This is a genomic window from Streptomyces sp. NBC_01506 (assembly GCF_045040295.1).
In the GTDB taxonomy this organism is placed as follows: domain Bacteria; phylum Actinomycetota; class Actinomycetes; order Streptomycetales; family Streptomycetaceae; genus Streptomyces.
In genome coordinates this window covers 3,209,652-3,223,500 of sequence record NZ_CP109422.1, presented here as the reverse complement: position 1 = coordinate 3,223,500, position 13,849 = coordinate 3,209,652, and the positions used below count along the sequence as shown (strand labels likewise).

The 13,849-nt window shown below is 71.0% G+C and carries 12 protein-coding genes and 1 pseudogene; 5 read left to right on the top strand and 8 right to left on the bottom strand.

The genetic code is table 11. The features are described from left to right. Positions 1-30: 30 nt before the first annotated feature. Positions 31-627 carry a TetR/AcrR family transcriptional regulator gene (locus tag OG329_RS13805; protein WP_405801814.1) on the bottom strand — a complete coding sequence of 199 codons (597 nt, stop codon included), beginning with the start codon at positions 625-627 and terminating at the stop codon, positions 31-33. A 62-nt stretch (positions 628-689) separates the two neighbouring features. After that, positions 690-3,956, bottom strand: a complete 3,267-nt coding sequence (locus tag OG329_RS13800; RefSeq protein ID WP_405795289.1) for a tetratricopeptide repeat protein — start codon at positions 3,954-3,956, stop codon at positions 690-692. Between the two features lie 308 nt (positions 3,957-4,264). On the opposite strand from OG329_RS13800, the gene OG329_RS13795 reads away from it, so the two are divergent. Then, a complete protein-coding gene (locus tag OG329_RS13795; protein WP_405795288.1) occupies positions 4,265-4,675 on the top strand; it encodes a helix-turn-helix domain-containing protein in 411 nt (136 codons plus the stop codon). Positions 4,676-4,727: 52 nt separating this feature from the next. Here OG329_RS13795 and OG329_RS13790 read toward each other — a convergent pair whose 3' ends face one another. Further along, positions 4,728-5,339, bottom strand: a complete 612-nt coding sequence (locus tag OG329_RS13790) for an ATP-dependent Clp protease proteolytic subunit (protein WP_405795287.1) — start codon at positions 5,337-5,339, stop codon at positions 4,728-4,730. Then, the gene (locus OG329_RS13785) at positions 5,336-5,995 is read right to left on the bottom strand and encodes a ClpP family protease (protein ID WP_405795286.1); all 660 of its coding nucleotides are present in this window, start codon (positions 5,993-5,995) and stop codon (positions 5,336-5,338) included. The genes OG329_RS13790 and OG329_RS13785 overlap by 4 nt, the downstream gene beginning before the upstream one ends. 356 nt (positions 5,996-6,351) lie before the next feature. On the opposite strand from OG329_RS13785, the gene OG329_RS13780 reads away from it, so the two are divergent. Both OG329_RS13780 and OG329_RS13775 read left to right on the top strand, forming a co-directional pair. Next, entirely contained in the window at positions 6,352-6,861 is a 510-nt protein-coding gene (locus tag OG329_RS13780; protein WP_405795285.1) for a hypothetical protein, read from the top strand. Positions 6,862-6,967: 106 nt separating this feature from the next. Continuing rightward, a complete protein-coding gene (locus OG329_RS13775) occupies positions 6,968-7,462 on the top strand; it encodes an RICIN domain-containing protein (protein WP_405795284.1) in 495 nt (164 codons plus the stop codon). A 277-nt stretch (positions 7,463-7,739) separates the two neighbouring features. Here the strand turns inward: OG329_RS13775 and OG329_RS13770 are convergent, their stop codons facing one another. Together OG329_RS13770 and OG329_RS13765 are read right to left on the bottom strand one after the other, a co-directional pair. Further along, positions 7,740-9,074 (bottom strand): UDP-glucose dehydrogenase family protein, encoded by a 1,335-nt coding sequence (locus tag OG329_RS13770; protein ID WP_405795283.1) that lies wholly within the window; start codon positions 9,072-9,074, stop codon positions 7,740-7,742. A 98-nt stretch (positions 9,075-9,172) separates the two neighbouring features. After that, a complete protein-coding gene (locus OG329_RS13765) occupies positions 9,173-9,445 on the bottom strand; it encodes a hypothetical protein (protein ID WP_405795282.1) in 273 nt (90 codons plus the stop codon). Between the two features lie 119 nt (positions 9,446-9,564). On the opposite strand from OG329_RS13765, the gene OG329_RS13760 reads away from it, so the two are divergent. Next, the gene (locus OG329_RS13760) at positions 9,565-9,795 is read left to right on the top strand and encodes a hypothetical protein (RefSeq protein ID WP_405795281.1); all 231 of its coding nucleotides are present in this window, start codon (positions 9,565-9,567) and stop codon (positions 9,793-9,795) included. Between the two features lie 22 nt (positions 9,796-9,817). Here the strand turns inward: OG329_RS13760 and OG329_RS13755 are convergent. Further along, positions 9,818-10,002 (bottom strand): annotated as a pseudogene (locus OG329_RS13755) (Uma2 family endonuclease); the annotation flags it as partial. Positions 10,003-10,024: 22 nt separating this feature from the next. Continuing rightward, the gene (locus OG329_RS13750) at positions 10,025-11,494 is read right to left on the bottom strand and encodes a CBS domain-containing protein (RefSeq protein ID WP_405795280.1); all 1,470 of its coding nucleotides are present in this window, start codon (positions 11,492-11,494) and stop codon (positions 10,025-10,027) included. A gap of 173 nt (positions 11,495-11,667) precedes the next feature. On the opposite strand from OG329_RS13750, the gene OG329_RS13745 reads away from it, so the two are divergent. Further along, entirely contained in the window at positions 11,668-13,758 is a 2,091-nt protein-coding gene (locus OG329_RS13745) for a thioredoxin domain-containing protein (protein WP_405795279.1), read from the top strand. Positions 13,759-13,849 lie beyond the last annotated feature (91 nt).

Genomic DNA, 13,849 nt, shown 5'->3' with positions numbered 1-13,849 from the left:
CAAGTGCGCGGTGCGCGGTGCGTCAGTGGGTCAGTGGGTCAGTGCGTCCATCGCCGTGTCGGCGATCGCCTCCAGAGTCGGCCGGTCGCCGCCGCCCTGTCCCGTCACCCGCATCCCGCCGATCACGGCCACCAGGAAGCGGGCGAGCGAGCCCGAATCCCGCGTCGAGGCGATGTCGCCGGCCCGCTGCCCCTCCTCGATCGCCGCGCGCAGGGACGCGAGGCGCCGCGCGGTGTCCCGCTCCAGCATCCGGTCCGCCTCCGCGTCGCGGCCTGCGAGTTCGACGGTGGTGTTGACCGTGAGGCAGCCCATGCTGCGGCCGTTGCCGCGATTGTCGAACTCGGCGTCCACGATCGAGGTGAACAGGGCGCGCAGCCGCTCCACGGCCGGTCGCCGAAGGTCCTCCAGGATGGCGAGCTGGTTCGCCGTCGTGGTCTCGATGTAGCGGGCCAGGGCCCGCCGGAACAGGTCCTGCTTGCTGTTGAAGGTGTTGTAGATGCTGCTGCGGCCCAGGCCGGTGACGTCGCACAGATCCTGGGTCGAAGTGGCCTCGTAGCCGTTCGCCCAGAAGGCGCGCATCGCCGCGTCCAGGGCCCGTTCCTCGTCGAAAGTCCTCGGGCGGGCCATGGTCATGGACCGTAGCATGTTGTGTAACGTGCGGTCTATAACCATCCGGCCCGCAGCGGGGCTCAGGTCTGCGCCGCCTCCACCGGGACGCCCATCACCTCGCGCGCGTGCCGGCTCGGCACCATACCGAGGCGCCACGCCTGCCAGCCGTCCTCCAGCGTGACGCCGCGCTCCAGCATCACCGCGTACGTCTCCGCGCACTCGTCCACCTTGCCGTCGCGCGACGGATGCCGGGCAGCCGTCAGCTCGGCCAGTTCCTGCTCCGCCACCGCGGACCCGACCTCGACGCCGCCCGCCGAGCCGTACGGCAGCAGCGTGCAGCGCAGGAAGCGGGCCCAGTCGGCGCCGCGATGGTCGCCGTACGAGGTGAACAGCGCCGTCGCCTCGTCGCACAGCGCCAGCGCCTGGACCGCCTTGCTGTTGCCCGCGTCGACGATCGCCAGCTCCAGACACGTCCACGCCTCGCCGTGCGCCACACCGATGCGGCGGAAGTCCGCGCGGGCGTCGACCAGCAACTGCCGGGCGAAGCCGGAGTTACGGAGATTGCCGGTCTGGGCGGCCCGCTGGTCGCGGGTCACCCGGCCCGAGTGGTGGCGGGCGCAGGCCAGCCCGTACACGTCGCGCATCCGGGAGAACATCGAGCGCGCCCGCTCCAGCTCGCGTACCGCCTGCGCGGTGTCGCCGCACTCCTCCAGCGCCTGGCCCAGGTAGTACAGCGTCCACGCCTCGCCGCGCGCGTCCTCGTTGTCCCGGTGCCTGGCGAGAGCCTGGCGGAACTGGTCGGCCGCCGACTCCGGTTCGCTGTCCACCAGCCGGGCACGCGCCAACTGGGTCAGCGCCCACGCCTCGCCTCGGCCGTCGCGGGTACGGCCGTACAGATCCAGCGCCTGGCTCAACTCCGCCTCGGCGCGCCGGACATCGCCCATCCGCAGACACACCTGGCCGAGCTGGAAGTGCGTCCACGCCTCGCCGTGCAGCGACTCGCCCGCGCGGTGCAGGACCAGCGCCGTCGACAGCAGCCCGATCGCCTCGGTGAGATTCGCCCGGTCGCGCTCCACCGCCGCCAGCGCGTGCAGCGTCCAGGCGCGGTCGGTGCCCAGCTCGGCCGGGGCCTGGAGCTCCAGCGCCTCGCGCAGCTTCGCCGACGCCTCGTTGAGATTGCCCTGGTGGTGCAGTGTGATGCCCAGCGAACACAGCGCGCGGGCCACGCCCGCGTCGTGGTGCGCCTCGCGGTAGAGGTCGACCACGGACGTCAGCGTCGTACGCGCCTTGTCCAGCTCGCCGAGCTGCCGGGCCGCGATACCCGTACGCCACTGCACGGAACGCGCCAGCAGCCCCTGGTCCACGGCCTGCGTCAACTCGCTGATCTCACCGAGCCGGTAGAGGTCCCCGCGCAGCAGGCAGTAGTCGCACAGCGCGCCCAGCAGGCTCAGGACGGCCGCCTGGTCGACGCCCTCCGCGTGCCGCAGCGCGGCGGTGATGAAGCTCGACTCCTCGTCCAGCCAGCGCAGCGCGGCGTCGAGCGAGGAGAAGCCGTGGCCGCCGAACTGGTCGGCGCGCGTGGACGTCTTGCCGTCGACCAGGCGGATCACCGAGTCGGCCAGCTCCGAGTAGTTCTGGATGAGACGTTCCTGCGCGGCCGTACGGTCGGCGGCCTCCTCCTCGTCCAGCAGCCGGGCGAGCGCGAAGTTCCGTACGACGTCGTGGAGTCGGTAGCGGTTGGCCCGTACGTGGTCTATCAGGCCCGCGCGGGACAGCACCGTCAGCAGCCGCTCGGCCTCCTGCTCGTCGGCGCCCAGCAGCGCGGCGGCGGCAGCGGCGCCCAGCGACGCGCGCCCCGCCAGCGCGAGCCGCCGCAGCAGCCTGCGCGCCTGCTCGCTCTGGTCGGTGTAGCGCAGCCACATCGCGCGCTCGGCCGGGTCGACCGGGCCGTAAGCCTCAAGATCCGTGGCCAGTTGGTGCGACGTACGCGAACCGAGCGAGGACCCCGCGACCCGCAGCGCCAGCGGCAGACCGCCGCACAACTCGCCGATCCTGTCGATGGCCTGGGCGTCGTACGGGCCGCCCACCGGCTCCTCGCCGGCGGCGCGCAGCAACTCCTCGCAGCCCGCGCCGTCCAGGGCCTCGACCGGCAACTGGTGCACCCACGCCGGGGTGTCGGCCGCCAGCTCGACGGGCTGACGGGTCGTCACCAGTACCAGGCTGTCGGAGCGTTCGGGCACGAGCGTACGGATCTGCTCCGCGTCGGAGGCGTCGTCGAGCACGATCGTCACCGGCAGGCCCGTCAGATGCTGGTGGTACAGCTCGCTGAGGCGCCGCACCTGCTGCTCGGGCGACGACCGCTCACGGAACAGCAGTTGCTCGCGGGGCGCGCCCAGCCGGTTCAGCAGATGCAGCAGCGCGTCCCTGGTCGACAGCGGCGCCTCGCCCGCGCCACCGCCGCGCAGGTCCACCACGCACGCGCCGCGGAACTGGTCCCTGAGCTGGTGCGTCGCCCGCACGGCGAGCGTGGTCCGGCCGGACCCGGGCGCGCCGTGCAGCACGACGACGGTCGGCTTCGTCTCCGTCGACGCGCGGGCCGCGTGCACCCAGCGCGCGATCTGCCCGATCGCCTCGCGGCGGCCCGCGAACGGGCCGTCGGAGGACGGGAGATGACCGAAGGACTGCTCAAGCACGCTGCGTCTGCGGGCGGCGGCGCTGCGGTCGGAGCCGCGCAACTGCGGGACGACGGCTTTCTTCTTGGTCGTACGCCGGGTCGCCTGGGTCAGCACGCGCTGCTGGTCCAGATACGGGCGGATGCCCCGTACCTCCAGCGCCGTCAGCCACTGGAGCCGCAACTGCTCGACGTCGCCCGGCTGTCCGGCGGCGCCGGTGCGGCCGGCGGACCCGCTGGACCCGGCTGTCCCGCCTGCGCCGGTGCGTGCGGGGCGGCCCGGTGGGCGGCCGTCGGTGGCCACCTTGGCGACGGCCGTGGCCGTACCGACCACTCCGACGATCACGCCCGTGCCGACCGCCGTCCCCGTGCCCGTACCCAGGGCGACGTCCGCCGCGACCGCCGAGGCCGCGGCGACCACCGCCACCAGGGCGGGCGTCGTGAGCGCGCCCGAGCCGAACCGCTGCGACATCGGCCGCCGCGCGGCCTGCGCCTCGTCCAACGCCGCCTCGTACAGCGCGTACTCGTCGGCGGCGGACTCCGCGACGGCCTCCAACGCGCCCCGCCCGCGCGCCAGGAGGACATTGCCGTCGATCCGCCCGCCGGAGCGCCGCACCTCTTCCTCGACGGCGCGCACCAACAGCCTCTCGGCCTCGGTCCGATGGCTGTCCCGCATATGTGTCCCCCTCCGAGAGCATCCGGTCCTTCGGCGTGCCCCGGGACAGTGTCCTGCGCGGGGCGCGCGAGCGCGAGGCGGCCTGCCGGGCCCGCGGCGACCGATGTCGCCGCTCCGCGCCGGGTGCCTTCCCCCGCCTACTGATGCGTACGTGTGCTCGTACGTCTTGCCCGCACGGAGCGTGTTTACGCCCGCGGCGGACATCGCCCGGCCGGGGGAGGGGCGCGGCTTAGGCTCGGGAGGGCAGGTGTGTGGTGCCGTTCCACAACGACTGACGTACGACTGACGGACGACTGACGGAGGAATCCATGAGCGAGGGCGTCCTGCGTGCCGTTCCGGACCCCGGCCGGGGCGACGGGCCCGGCGAGCCGCTGCTGCGGGATCTCGTGGGGGCCGCGCTGCGCCGGGCCCGGCTGCGGCAGGGCCGTACGCTGCGGGACGTCGCCGACCGGGCGCGGGTGTCGCTGCCGTATCTCTCGGAGATCGAGCGCGGGCGCAAGGAGCCGTCGTCCGAGGTGCTGGCGGCGGTCTGCCGCGCCCTGGGGCTGCACCTGGCGGACCTGGTGGGCGCGCTGCACTCCGACCTGTCGGCACAGAGGGCACAGACGGCGGTGACGGTCTCCGTGACGGCCAGGGTCACCGTGGCCGCGCCCTGGGGCCGCCCGCGCCGGTCCACCGGGCGCGACGGCCGGGCGGCGGCTGTGCTGTTGGCGGCGTGACGTGGCCGGCCGCGCGGGCGTGCGCGGCCGACCCACGCACCCGGCCGTAGAACTACCGCCCGCGCTCGGCGAGTTCGCGGGTCGTGATCACGGCGTCCACCAGGCCGTACTCCCTCGCCTGTGACGCCGTGAAGTACTTGTCCCGGTCCGTGTCCTCCCGCAGTCGCTCCACGCTCTGGCCCGTGTGGTGCGACAGGATGTCCTCGATCTCGGCCCTGGTCCGCAGCACCTCCGCCGCCTGGATCTCCAGATCCGCCGCCTCGCCCTGCCCCTGGGTGGACGGCTGGTGCAGCAGCACCCGCGAGTGCTGGAGCGCCATCCGCTTGCCGGCCGCGCCCGCCGCGAGGAGTACGGCGGCGCCCGAGCCCGCCTGACCGAGACAGACGGTCGCGACGTCCGCCCGTACGAACTGCATCGTGTCGTAGATCGCGGTCAGCCCGGTGGCCGAGCCGCCGGGGGAGTTGATGTAGAGGTGGATGTCCATGTCGCTGCTCTCGTGGTCGAGATGGAGCATCTGCGCCATGATCACGTTCGCGACGCCGTCGTCGATCGACGTGCCGAGGAAGACGATCCGCTCGGAGAGCAGCCGGCTGAAGACGTCGTAGGAGCGCTCGCCGTTCGGCGTCCGCTCGACCACCACGGGGACGGTGTACTGCCCGCTCATGCCGCCGCCCCCTTGTCCGTGCCGGCCGGTCCGAAGCCGAACCCGCTCGCCGCGTCGCCGCCCAGCTCCGCCACGCCACGTACGACGCGGTCCACGAAGCCGTACTCCTTCGCCTGCTCCGCCGTGAACCACCGGTCCCGGCGCTGGTCGGCCGCGACCGTCTCCAGACTCTGCCCGCAGTGCTCCGCGATCAGCTTCTGCATGGTCAGCTTGGTGTACGCCATGTTCTCGGCCTGTACGGCGATGTCGGCCGCCGTTCCGCCGATCCCGCCGGACGGCTGGTGCATCATGATCCGCGCGTTCGGCAGGGCGTAGCGCTTGCCGGCTGTTCCCGCGCAGAGCAGGAACTGACCCATGCTCGCCGCGAAGCCCATCGCCAGGGTGGCGACGTCGTTCGGGATGAAGCGCATGGTGTCGTAGACGGCCATCCCGGCGAGGACGGAACCACCTGGGCTGTTCACGATCAGGACGATGTCGCTCTTGGGGTCTTCCTGCGACAGGAGCAGCAACTGCGCGCAGATCCGGTTGGCGATCGCGTCGTCCACCTGTTCACCCAGCACCACGATCCTGCCGTGCTGAAGGCGGCCGGCGATCTGGTCGTCGAACGGCACCGGGGCGGCCTGCGCCGCGGCGAGCCGTGGAACGGTCGAGAGCATGTTTCCTCCGTGACCCGGCCCTCTGCGGCGGGCGCTCACCCACCCCGGCCGGTCCACCCCACCCTGCGGACGGGGCGCGGGCGGAAGCGAGCGATTCTGCCGTGCGGAGATCTCCTGAGGGCAGAGCGGCGGGCGGCGGGCGGCGGTTCCCGGACCGGCCGGCGACTCGCGCCCCGTCTTACGCATCGCGCGTAGATGTGTCATCTTGGCTGCATGACCGGCGGCACCGTACGCGAGAGCATCAACTGACGCTCTTTCAGGGCGAGTTGGGATCTCGTGCGGATCGGCGCGATCGGGCATGCTACGCGCGTAGTTGACCTCCCCGTCCCCACCGAGAGGAAATTACAGTGACCACGATGAACAAGGCCCTCAGAAGCGCCGCGATCGGCGCCTCCGCGCTGGCCCTCGCGTTCTTCTCGTCCCCGCCCGCCCAGGCCGCCCCCACCGATACGAAGGCCCCCGCCGGCGCACTGGCCAAGCTCAGCCACGCCACCGCCTCCTCCCAGCTCCGCAACGCCGGGATCGGCATCTCGTCCAGCGGCGGCTGTTCGGACCGCAACAACCCGACCTGTACGTCTCTCGAGCAGGTGAACTCCGCGACGATCCAGGGCGCGATCACCCTCAAGGGCGCGAGCGGCTGCGGCCTGACCGTCACCGGCGGCACCGAGACCGGCCACGCCTCGGGCACCTACAGCCACTGGAACGGCTACAAGCTCGACTTCTCGATGTCGAGCTGCCTCACCAACTACATCACCCGCACGTTCACCTCCATCGGCGGCAGCAAGTGGCAGTCGGGCGCGGGCAACATCTACTACAACGAGGTCAACCACTGGGACGTGACCTACTACAACTGCGGCGGCTGCTGACGGCTCCGGCCTCTGCCGTACGGAACTTCGCAGGGCGCTCCCTCGTGCGCGGGGGGGAGCGCCCTGCTGCTGACGGTGTGTCAGAGATCACTGGTAGGTTGAGTCCGTGAATAGGATTTCCATACGCAAGCGCGTAATTGCCGCCACCGCACTGGCCGTAGCCTTCGTCGGCGCCTCCTCCAGCCTGTCCACCGCCTCGGGGATCAACACCCACTGGCGGTTCACCAACCAGGTGACCGGCGACTGCCTCGCCGGAGAGGCCGCGGGGGCCGTCAAGCTCGACGGGCCCTGCAACACCGTGAAGCATGAGTGGGACTGGATCACCAGCGACGCCTGGGAGGGCGGGAACCTCCTGATGAACGCCAAGACCGGGCTCTGCCTGACGACGGACAACAAGTCCTCGCTCAACGCGGTCTGGGCGAGCAAGTGCAACGCCAACGCCCCTGGGCAGCGCTGGCGTTGGGACAACAGCGACCTCGGCCTCTGGGCCGCCGCATGGGACACCCGCCTGCGCGGCGCCCCCGGCACCGGCACGACGGCTCACACGGACGTCCCGCAGGCCGCGCGTGACAAATGGTCCGTGTTCATCTTCCAGGTCTGACCGACCGACAGCTCCGATCCGCGGGCCGCGCCGACCGGTAAGACGTCCGGTCGGCCTCGCGCCGCACTGAGGGACACGGCCCGGTGGCGACGCCGTTTCCCTCCCTCTGTTCCCCCTCTCGCCCCAGCGGCTTCCTCGCCACCGCCCCCACCCGGGTGGAAGCCGCTGGTGCACGGGGCGAAGGGTCCGGTACCTGGCATTCCGTTTCGCGAACATCGCGGAGCCCGACGGCGTACACCAGCACGCCGGTGTCCAGAGGCGCCGCCGCTACTGCGGGTCACTCCTCGGAACGCTGGACGGGCCGCCCGAGTTGCCAGACCTCCCAGCCCGCCGCGACCCATGCATCCGCGTCGACAGCGTTGCGGACATCGACAAGGACCCTGCACCGAACGGCTTCCCCGGCGGACGAGGGGAACTTGGTGTCCTTGGTGAACTGCGGCCACTCGGTGGCCAGCACGACAATGTCGGCTCCATCGAGGGCCGTCGCCGCATCATCCGCATACGTGTATTGGGGCCGCAGATTCCGGGCGGCATCGGTGGACTCCGGGTCGTAGATGACAGCGCGAGCCCCGGCATCGTGGAGTCGTCCCGCCAGTCGGAGCGCCGGCGAGTTGCGCACATCGCTCGTGCCCGCTTTGAACGATGCTCCCAGGACTGCGATGCGCGCACCGTTGAGCGGTGTCCCGAGTGCGCGCTCGACCAGTGCGGTGGCCGCGTCCATCCGGGAGTGATTGACGCCCTCGACAGCCTGGAGCAGGGCGTGGGCGTGCGTGGCACCGAGGTCCCCCACGCGCCAGGTGAACGCACCGGTGTCCTTGGGCAGGCAGCCCCCGCCGTAGCCGATACCGGGCCGCATTCCGCCATGCCCGATCCGGGGGTCGATGCCGAGCCCGTAGGCGACAGTGCTCACGTCGGCACCCACGATCTCGCACACCTCGGCCATGGCGTTGATGTAGGAGATCTTCGTGGCGAGGAACGCATTGGCGGCGGACTTCAGCACCTCGGCGGTCGGCGGGTCGGTGATGATCAGTGTTACGTCGTTCCGGGCCAGGATCGGTGCGTAGACCTCCTCGACAGCCTTCCGCGCCTCGGGTGAGGTGAGACCGGCGACGATACGGTCCGGATACAGCGTGTCCTCGATGGCGTGGCCTTCGCGCAGAAACTCTGGGTTCCACACCAGCTCGACACCGTCAGGAGCCTGGGCCGAGACGATCTCTTGGAGCCGGGCGACGGTGCCGACCGTCACCGTGGACTTCCCCACGATCGTGCACGGCCGCTTCAGGAGAGACGTCAGCGAACTGACCGAGCCGACGACCTGTTCCACGTCGTAGCCGTGCCCGTCCTCGCGAAGCGGCGTACCGACCGCGAGGAAGTGGAGGTCGGCCCATTCGGCGGCTTCTGCCAATTCGCTCGTGAAGCGGAGCCGGCCGGTGGGAACGTGCTTGGCCAGTAGGTCGTCGAGCCCCTTCTCGTAGAAGGCGCCGCGTCCGCTCTGCAGTACGCGGCACGTCTCCGGGTTCAGTTCGACTCCGATCACTTCGTGCCCGAGCTCCGCCATGGCAGCGGCGTGAGGAGCGCCGAGATGGCCGCAGCCGATCACTGAAACGCGCATTGCTGTTCTGTCCTTTGGCTCGCGGGGCACACATGTCCGTGCGCCCCACGACGCTACAGCGACCCGAACGTCGCTTCGCCCAGACGCTGTTACTCGCCTCAGACGTTCAAGAGTTCGCGCAGGCGCTCCAGTGCGGGAATCGCCTCCTGGCGAACCACGACATCGCCCTCCCGCGCGCCTTCGATGGGGTACTCCTTGAAGACCCCGTTCTCCAGGAGCCCTTCGGGGTCCACGAACCGGATCGTCCACGCCCACACGCTCGCCAAGTCCGGCTTGCGGCAGGCGGCCCCCGCGAGGCGCGGCACGCGCGCGTCCTGCTGGGCGCCGGCTCCGGCGACGAAGTGCCGTTCCGGGCCCTGGCCTGGGGCCACCGGCGGGGTCGGTCCACTCGCGTACCGCGAAGGTGTAGGAGACGCTTGGCGACCGTCGAGCGGCAGCGGAGCAGTACGGCCGCGCCGCCGGCCGCCCTGCGGGCACTTACGCGCGGATCGTGGGGCTCGACCTGGTCGCCGGTGCCGAGACGCATCTCAAGCGCGGCAACATCGAGCAGGCATGCGCCACTTGGGCCCGTGCGATGGACCACATGGACGGCGTGCGCTCCGCCCGTACCCGCAAGGAGGTCACCGCGATGAGTACGGACCCCGCCCGCTTCCGCACGCGCGGCGTGCGCCGCGCGACCGAACTCGACGCCCGCGCGGTTGGCTTCCTGGCGACAACCTGACGCTCCATTCACGGCCTTTCGCTGGTTGCTGCCGACCCGGCGGAACGTCCTGGAGGCGGACGTCGAAGTCCGTGTCGGCGTTCCAGTCCGGGTCTGCTGTGGTGTCCAGGGCATTGGCCAGGATCCGGGCCGGCCGGTTGTGCTGCTGGGACACGACCGGGCTCACGATGACCATCCCGTCCCGATCTCGATCCCGGCGCACTGATCTGGACGGGAGCGGAAGCGTGCGTCAGCCTCCGTACTCGCGCAGCAGCTCGATCATGTTGCGGAGCATCGGGATCGCGGCGTCGCCGGCCTTGTCCTTGTCGTTGAAGTGCATCAGCTCGTTGCGGACCTCGCGGAGTACGTTGAGGCGGTCCGTGAAGGGTTTGCGGTCCAGCGGCCAGCCCAGCCTGTCCCACTGCCGCTGATTGCTCAGAACCTGCTGGTAGTCCCCGTAGGACAGTTGGTCGAAGGAAGTGAGCTTACGGAGCCCTTTCGGGTCGCAGAGAGCGATCACCTCCGCGAGGTCGAGCCCTTTCGAGATGACCCGGCGCAGTTGCCGGTCGAGGTCGCCGATGAGCAGGAACGGCCGGGCCGTGGTGCCGTATTCGGCGGCCACGTCGGCGACGGTGATGATTCCTGCGATCCGGTTCGTCTGGTCCTTGACCAGGAGGAAGCCGAACTGTTCCAGATAGGGCAGAACGTCGATCAGCTGTTCGGCGTAGCTGACCGCGTGAGCTCTGACGATGGCCCGGGAGAAGGGGGCCTCGGCGTCCGTGTGACGAGCCAGAGCGATGGATTTCCAGGTGACGGCCCCTTGGAGGTTCCGAGGCCCGTTCAACACCGGCAACTGTGAGTACTCGTTGAGCCGCATCGTGGTGAACGCCTCCTCGAAGCTTGCCGAGGAGGTTACCGATTCCACCCCCCGGAGCGCCGAGGGCAGGTTGCCGACCGTCTGCCCCTGGATCGGCTCGTCCTCGTCGTCTTCCTCCCCATCGGAGGTGGTGGGCCCCGGTGCGCCGGTCATCCTCGTTTCCTTCTGTTCTGTCGCCGCCCGCTGTTCCGTCGCTGGCTCCTGCTCGGCCGTCGTCTCCTGCTCGTCCTCGGTGTCCACGGACGGTCCGGTCAGGGCGACCCAGTCGTCGAGCCCCACGGCCGCGAAGTCCGGCACGGTGGACAGGCCGTGGTTGGCCAGCTCGGCCGCGACCTGAGCGGTGGCCAGGTAGCCGCGCCGGGACAGCCCCCACCAGTCCAGCAGATCACGGACCGTGAGGGCGATGAGATTGCCTGCGTCTGCTTGCTTCCTGGCGTCCTTCAACCGGGTGTGCCGGGTGGCGGACCCCTCCGCCGCCAAGCCGCCGGACGACGGCTGCTCCGCCACGGTGTCCAGCAGTTTCTGCCGCAGAACGTCCAGCGGAGTGCCGTCGTCCAGTGCCCAGGCGGTCCAGCCGTCGAAGGGACCTCGTCCCGAGGCCGCGGCGGCTGCCGCGGAGGGGGACCTGAACCGTCGGCCGTCGCTCAACTCGATTCTGCCGTCCCCCGTCACCCGGGCGGTATGAGCCATCCCCGATCGCCTACGCCGGAAGACGAGCTGTGTCCCCGGTGCCAGCAGCCCGGCGTCGAACAGGTCCGAAACCCTTACCCGTCGTCCCTCGATCAGATAGGAGGCCCGCCCGGGAGGTTCCTCCGCGCCGTCGACCATCGTGGAATCCGTCACCGAAGTCCTCCCCCTCGAAACCGTTCCCGCCCCGGAAGGATCCGATCATCACAGAGATCCTCCCGTGGCGCCCAGGAACAGGGGCGGTCTGTTCCGGGCCGCCCTCGGGTCCCTGGGCCGCCTTGGCTGTGCCGCGGGCAGGCCCCGTAGCCCTTGTGAGCGAGGATGGGGGCATGGCGAACCGACTGTCCGACGAGACGTCCCCCTACCTCCTGCAGCACGCCGACAACCCCGTCGACTGGTGGCCCTGGTCGGCCGAGGCGTTCGCGGAGGCGCGGCGGCGGGATGTGCCCGTGCTGCTCAGCGTCGGGTACAGCAGTTGTCACTGGTGTCATGTGATGGCCCACGAGTCCTTCGAGAGCGAAGCGACCGCGGCGTTCCTCAACGAGCACTTCGTGTCGGTGAAGGTCGACCGCGAGGAGCGGCCCGACGTCGATGCCGTCTATATGGAGGCGGTGCAGGCGGCCACGGGACAGGGCGGGTGGCCCATGACCGTCTTTCTCAACGCGGAGGCGGAGCCGTTCTACTTCGGGACGTACTTTCCGCCCGCCCCCCGGCACGGTATGCCGTCCTTCCGGCAGGTCCTCGAAGGCGTCAACTCCGCCTGGACCGAGCGGCGTGAGGAGGTCGGGGAGGTTGCCGGGCGGATCGTGGGGGAGCTGGCGGGGCGGTCCCTCGCGCACGGGGGCCAGGGGGTGCCCGGTGAGGAGGAGCTGGCCCAGGCGCTGCTCGCGCTGACGCGGGAGTACGACGCGAAGCACGGCGGCTTCGGCGGCGCGCCCAAGTTCCCGGCGAGCATGGTCGTGGAGTTCCTGCTGCGCCACCACGCCCGTACGGGGGCCGAGGGTGCGCTCCAGATGGCGTCCGACACCTGCGAGGCCATGGCGCGGGGCGGGATCTACGACCAGCTCGGCGGTGGGTTCGCCCGCTACTCGGTGGACCGGGAGTGGGTGGTCCCGCACTTCGAGAAGATGCTCTACGACAACGCGCTGCTGTGCCGTACGTACGCGCGGCTGTGGCGCGCCACCGGGTCCGATCTGGCGCGGCGGGTGGCGCTGGAGACCGCCGACTTCCTGGTGCGTGAACTGCGCACCGCCGAGGGCGGGTTCGCCTCCGCGCTGGACGCCGACAGTGAGGAGGTGCCGCGCGAAGCGCGTCCGCAGAAGGGCGGTGGCGGGCGACGGGAGGGCGGGGCGGGGAAGCATGTCGAGGGCGCCTATTACGCGTGGACACCGGGGCAGCTCGCGGACGTGCTGGGAGAGGCCGACGGCGAGTTCGCCGCCCAGTACTACGGCGTGAGCGAGGAGGGCACCTTCGAGGAGGGCGCCTCCGTCCTCCAACTCCCGCAGGGCGAAGGGGTCGTGGACGCCGCGCGCGTCGAGTCCGTACGGCAGCGGCTCCTCGCGGCGCGCGAGACGCGGCCCCGCCCCGAGCGGGACGACAAGGTCGTCGCCGCCTGGAACGGGCTCGCGATCGCCGCACTCGCGGAGTGCGGCGCGTACTTCGAAAGGCCGGATCTCGTCGAACGGGCGACCGAGGCCGCCGATCTGCTCGTGCGGGTGCACATGGACGAGACGGCGCGCCTCGCCCGTACCTCCAAGGACGGCCGCGTCGGCGCCAACGCCGGTGTGCTGGAGGACTACGGCGATGTCGCCGAGGGCTTCCTGGCGCTGGCCGGGGTGACCGGCGAGGGGGTGTGGCTTCAGTTCGCGGGATTTCTCCTCGACACCGTCCTCGACCAGTTCACCGGCGAGGACGGCGCGCTGTACGACACGGCGCACGACGCCGAGCCGCTGATCCGCAGGCCGCAGGACCCGACCGACAACGCCACGCCGTCCGGCTGGACTTCGGCCGCCGGCGCCCTGCTCGCGTACGCCGCCCACACCGGCTCCGAGGCCCACCGTACGGCCGCCGAGGGCGCGCTCGGTGTCGTCAAGGCGCTGGGGCCGCGTGCGCCGCGCTTCATCGGCTGGGGTCTGGCCGTCGCCGAGGCGCTGCTCGACGGGCCGCGCGAGGTCGCCGTGGTGGGGCCGCGCGGCGACGCGGCGACCGCCGAGCTGCACCGTACGGCGCTGCTGGCGACGGCGCCCGGCGCCGTCGTCGCGGTCGGGGAACCGGGCGACGATGTGGAGTTCCCCCTGCTGGCGGACCGGCCGCTGGTCGGCGGGCAGGCTGCCGCGTATGTGTGCCGGGGGTTCGTCTGCTCGGCCCCGACGAGTGAAGTGGACGTGCTGGCGGGGCAGTTGGCCGGTCGGACCGTCTGACCGCACGCATAGTTCCGGGCGGTTGTGAAGTATGCAAAATTGGACGTAATCACAGAGTTCATTGAATTCGGCCCTCTGTCGTCACACTTCC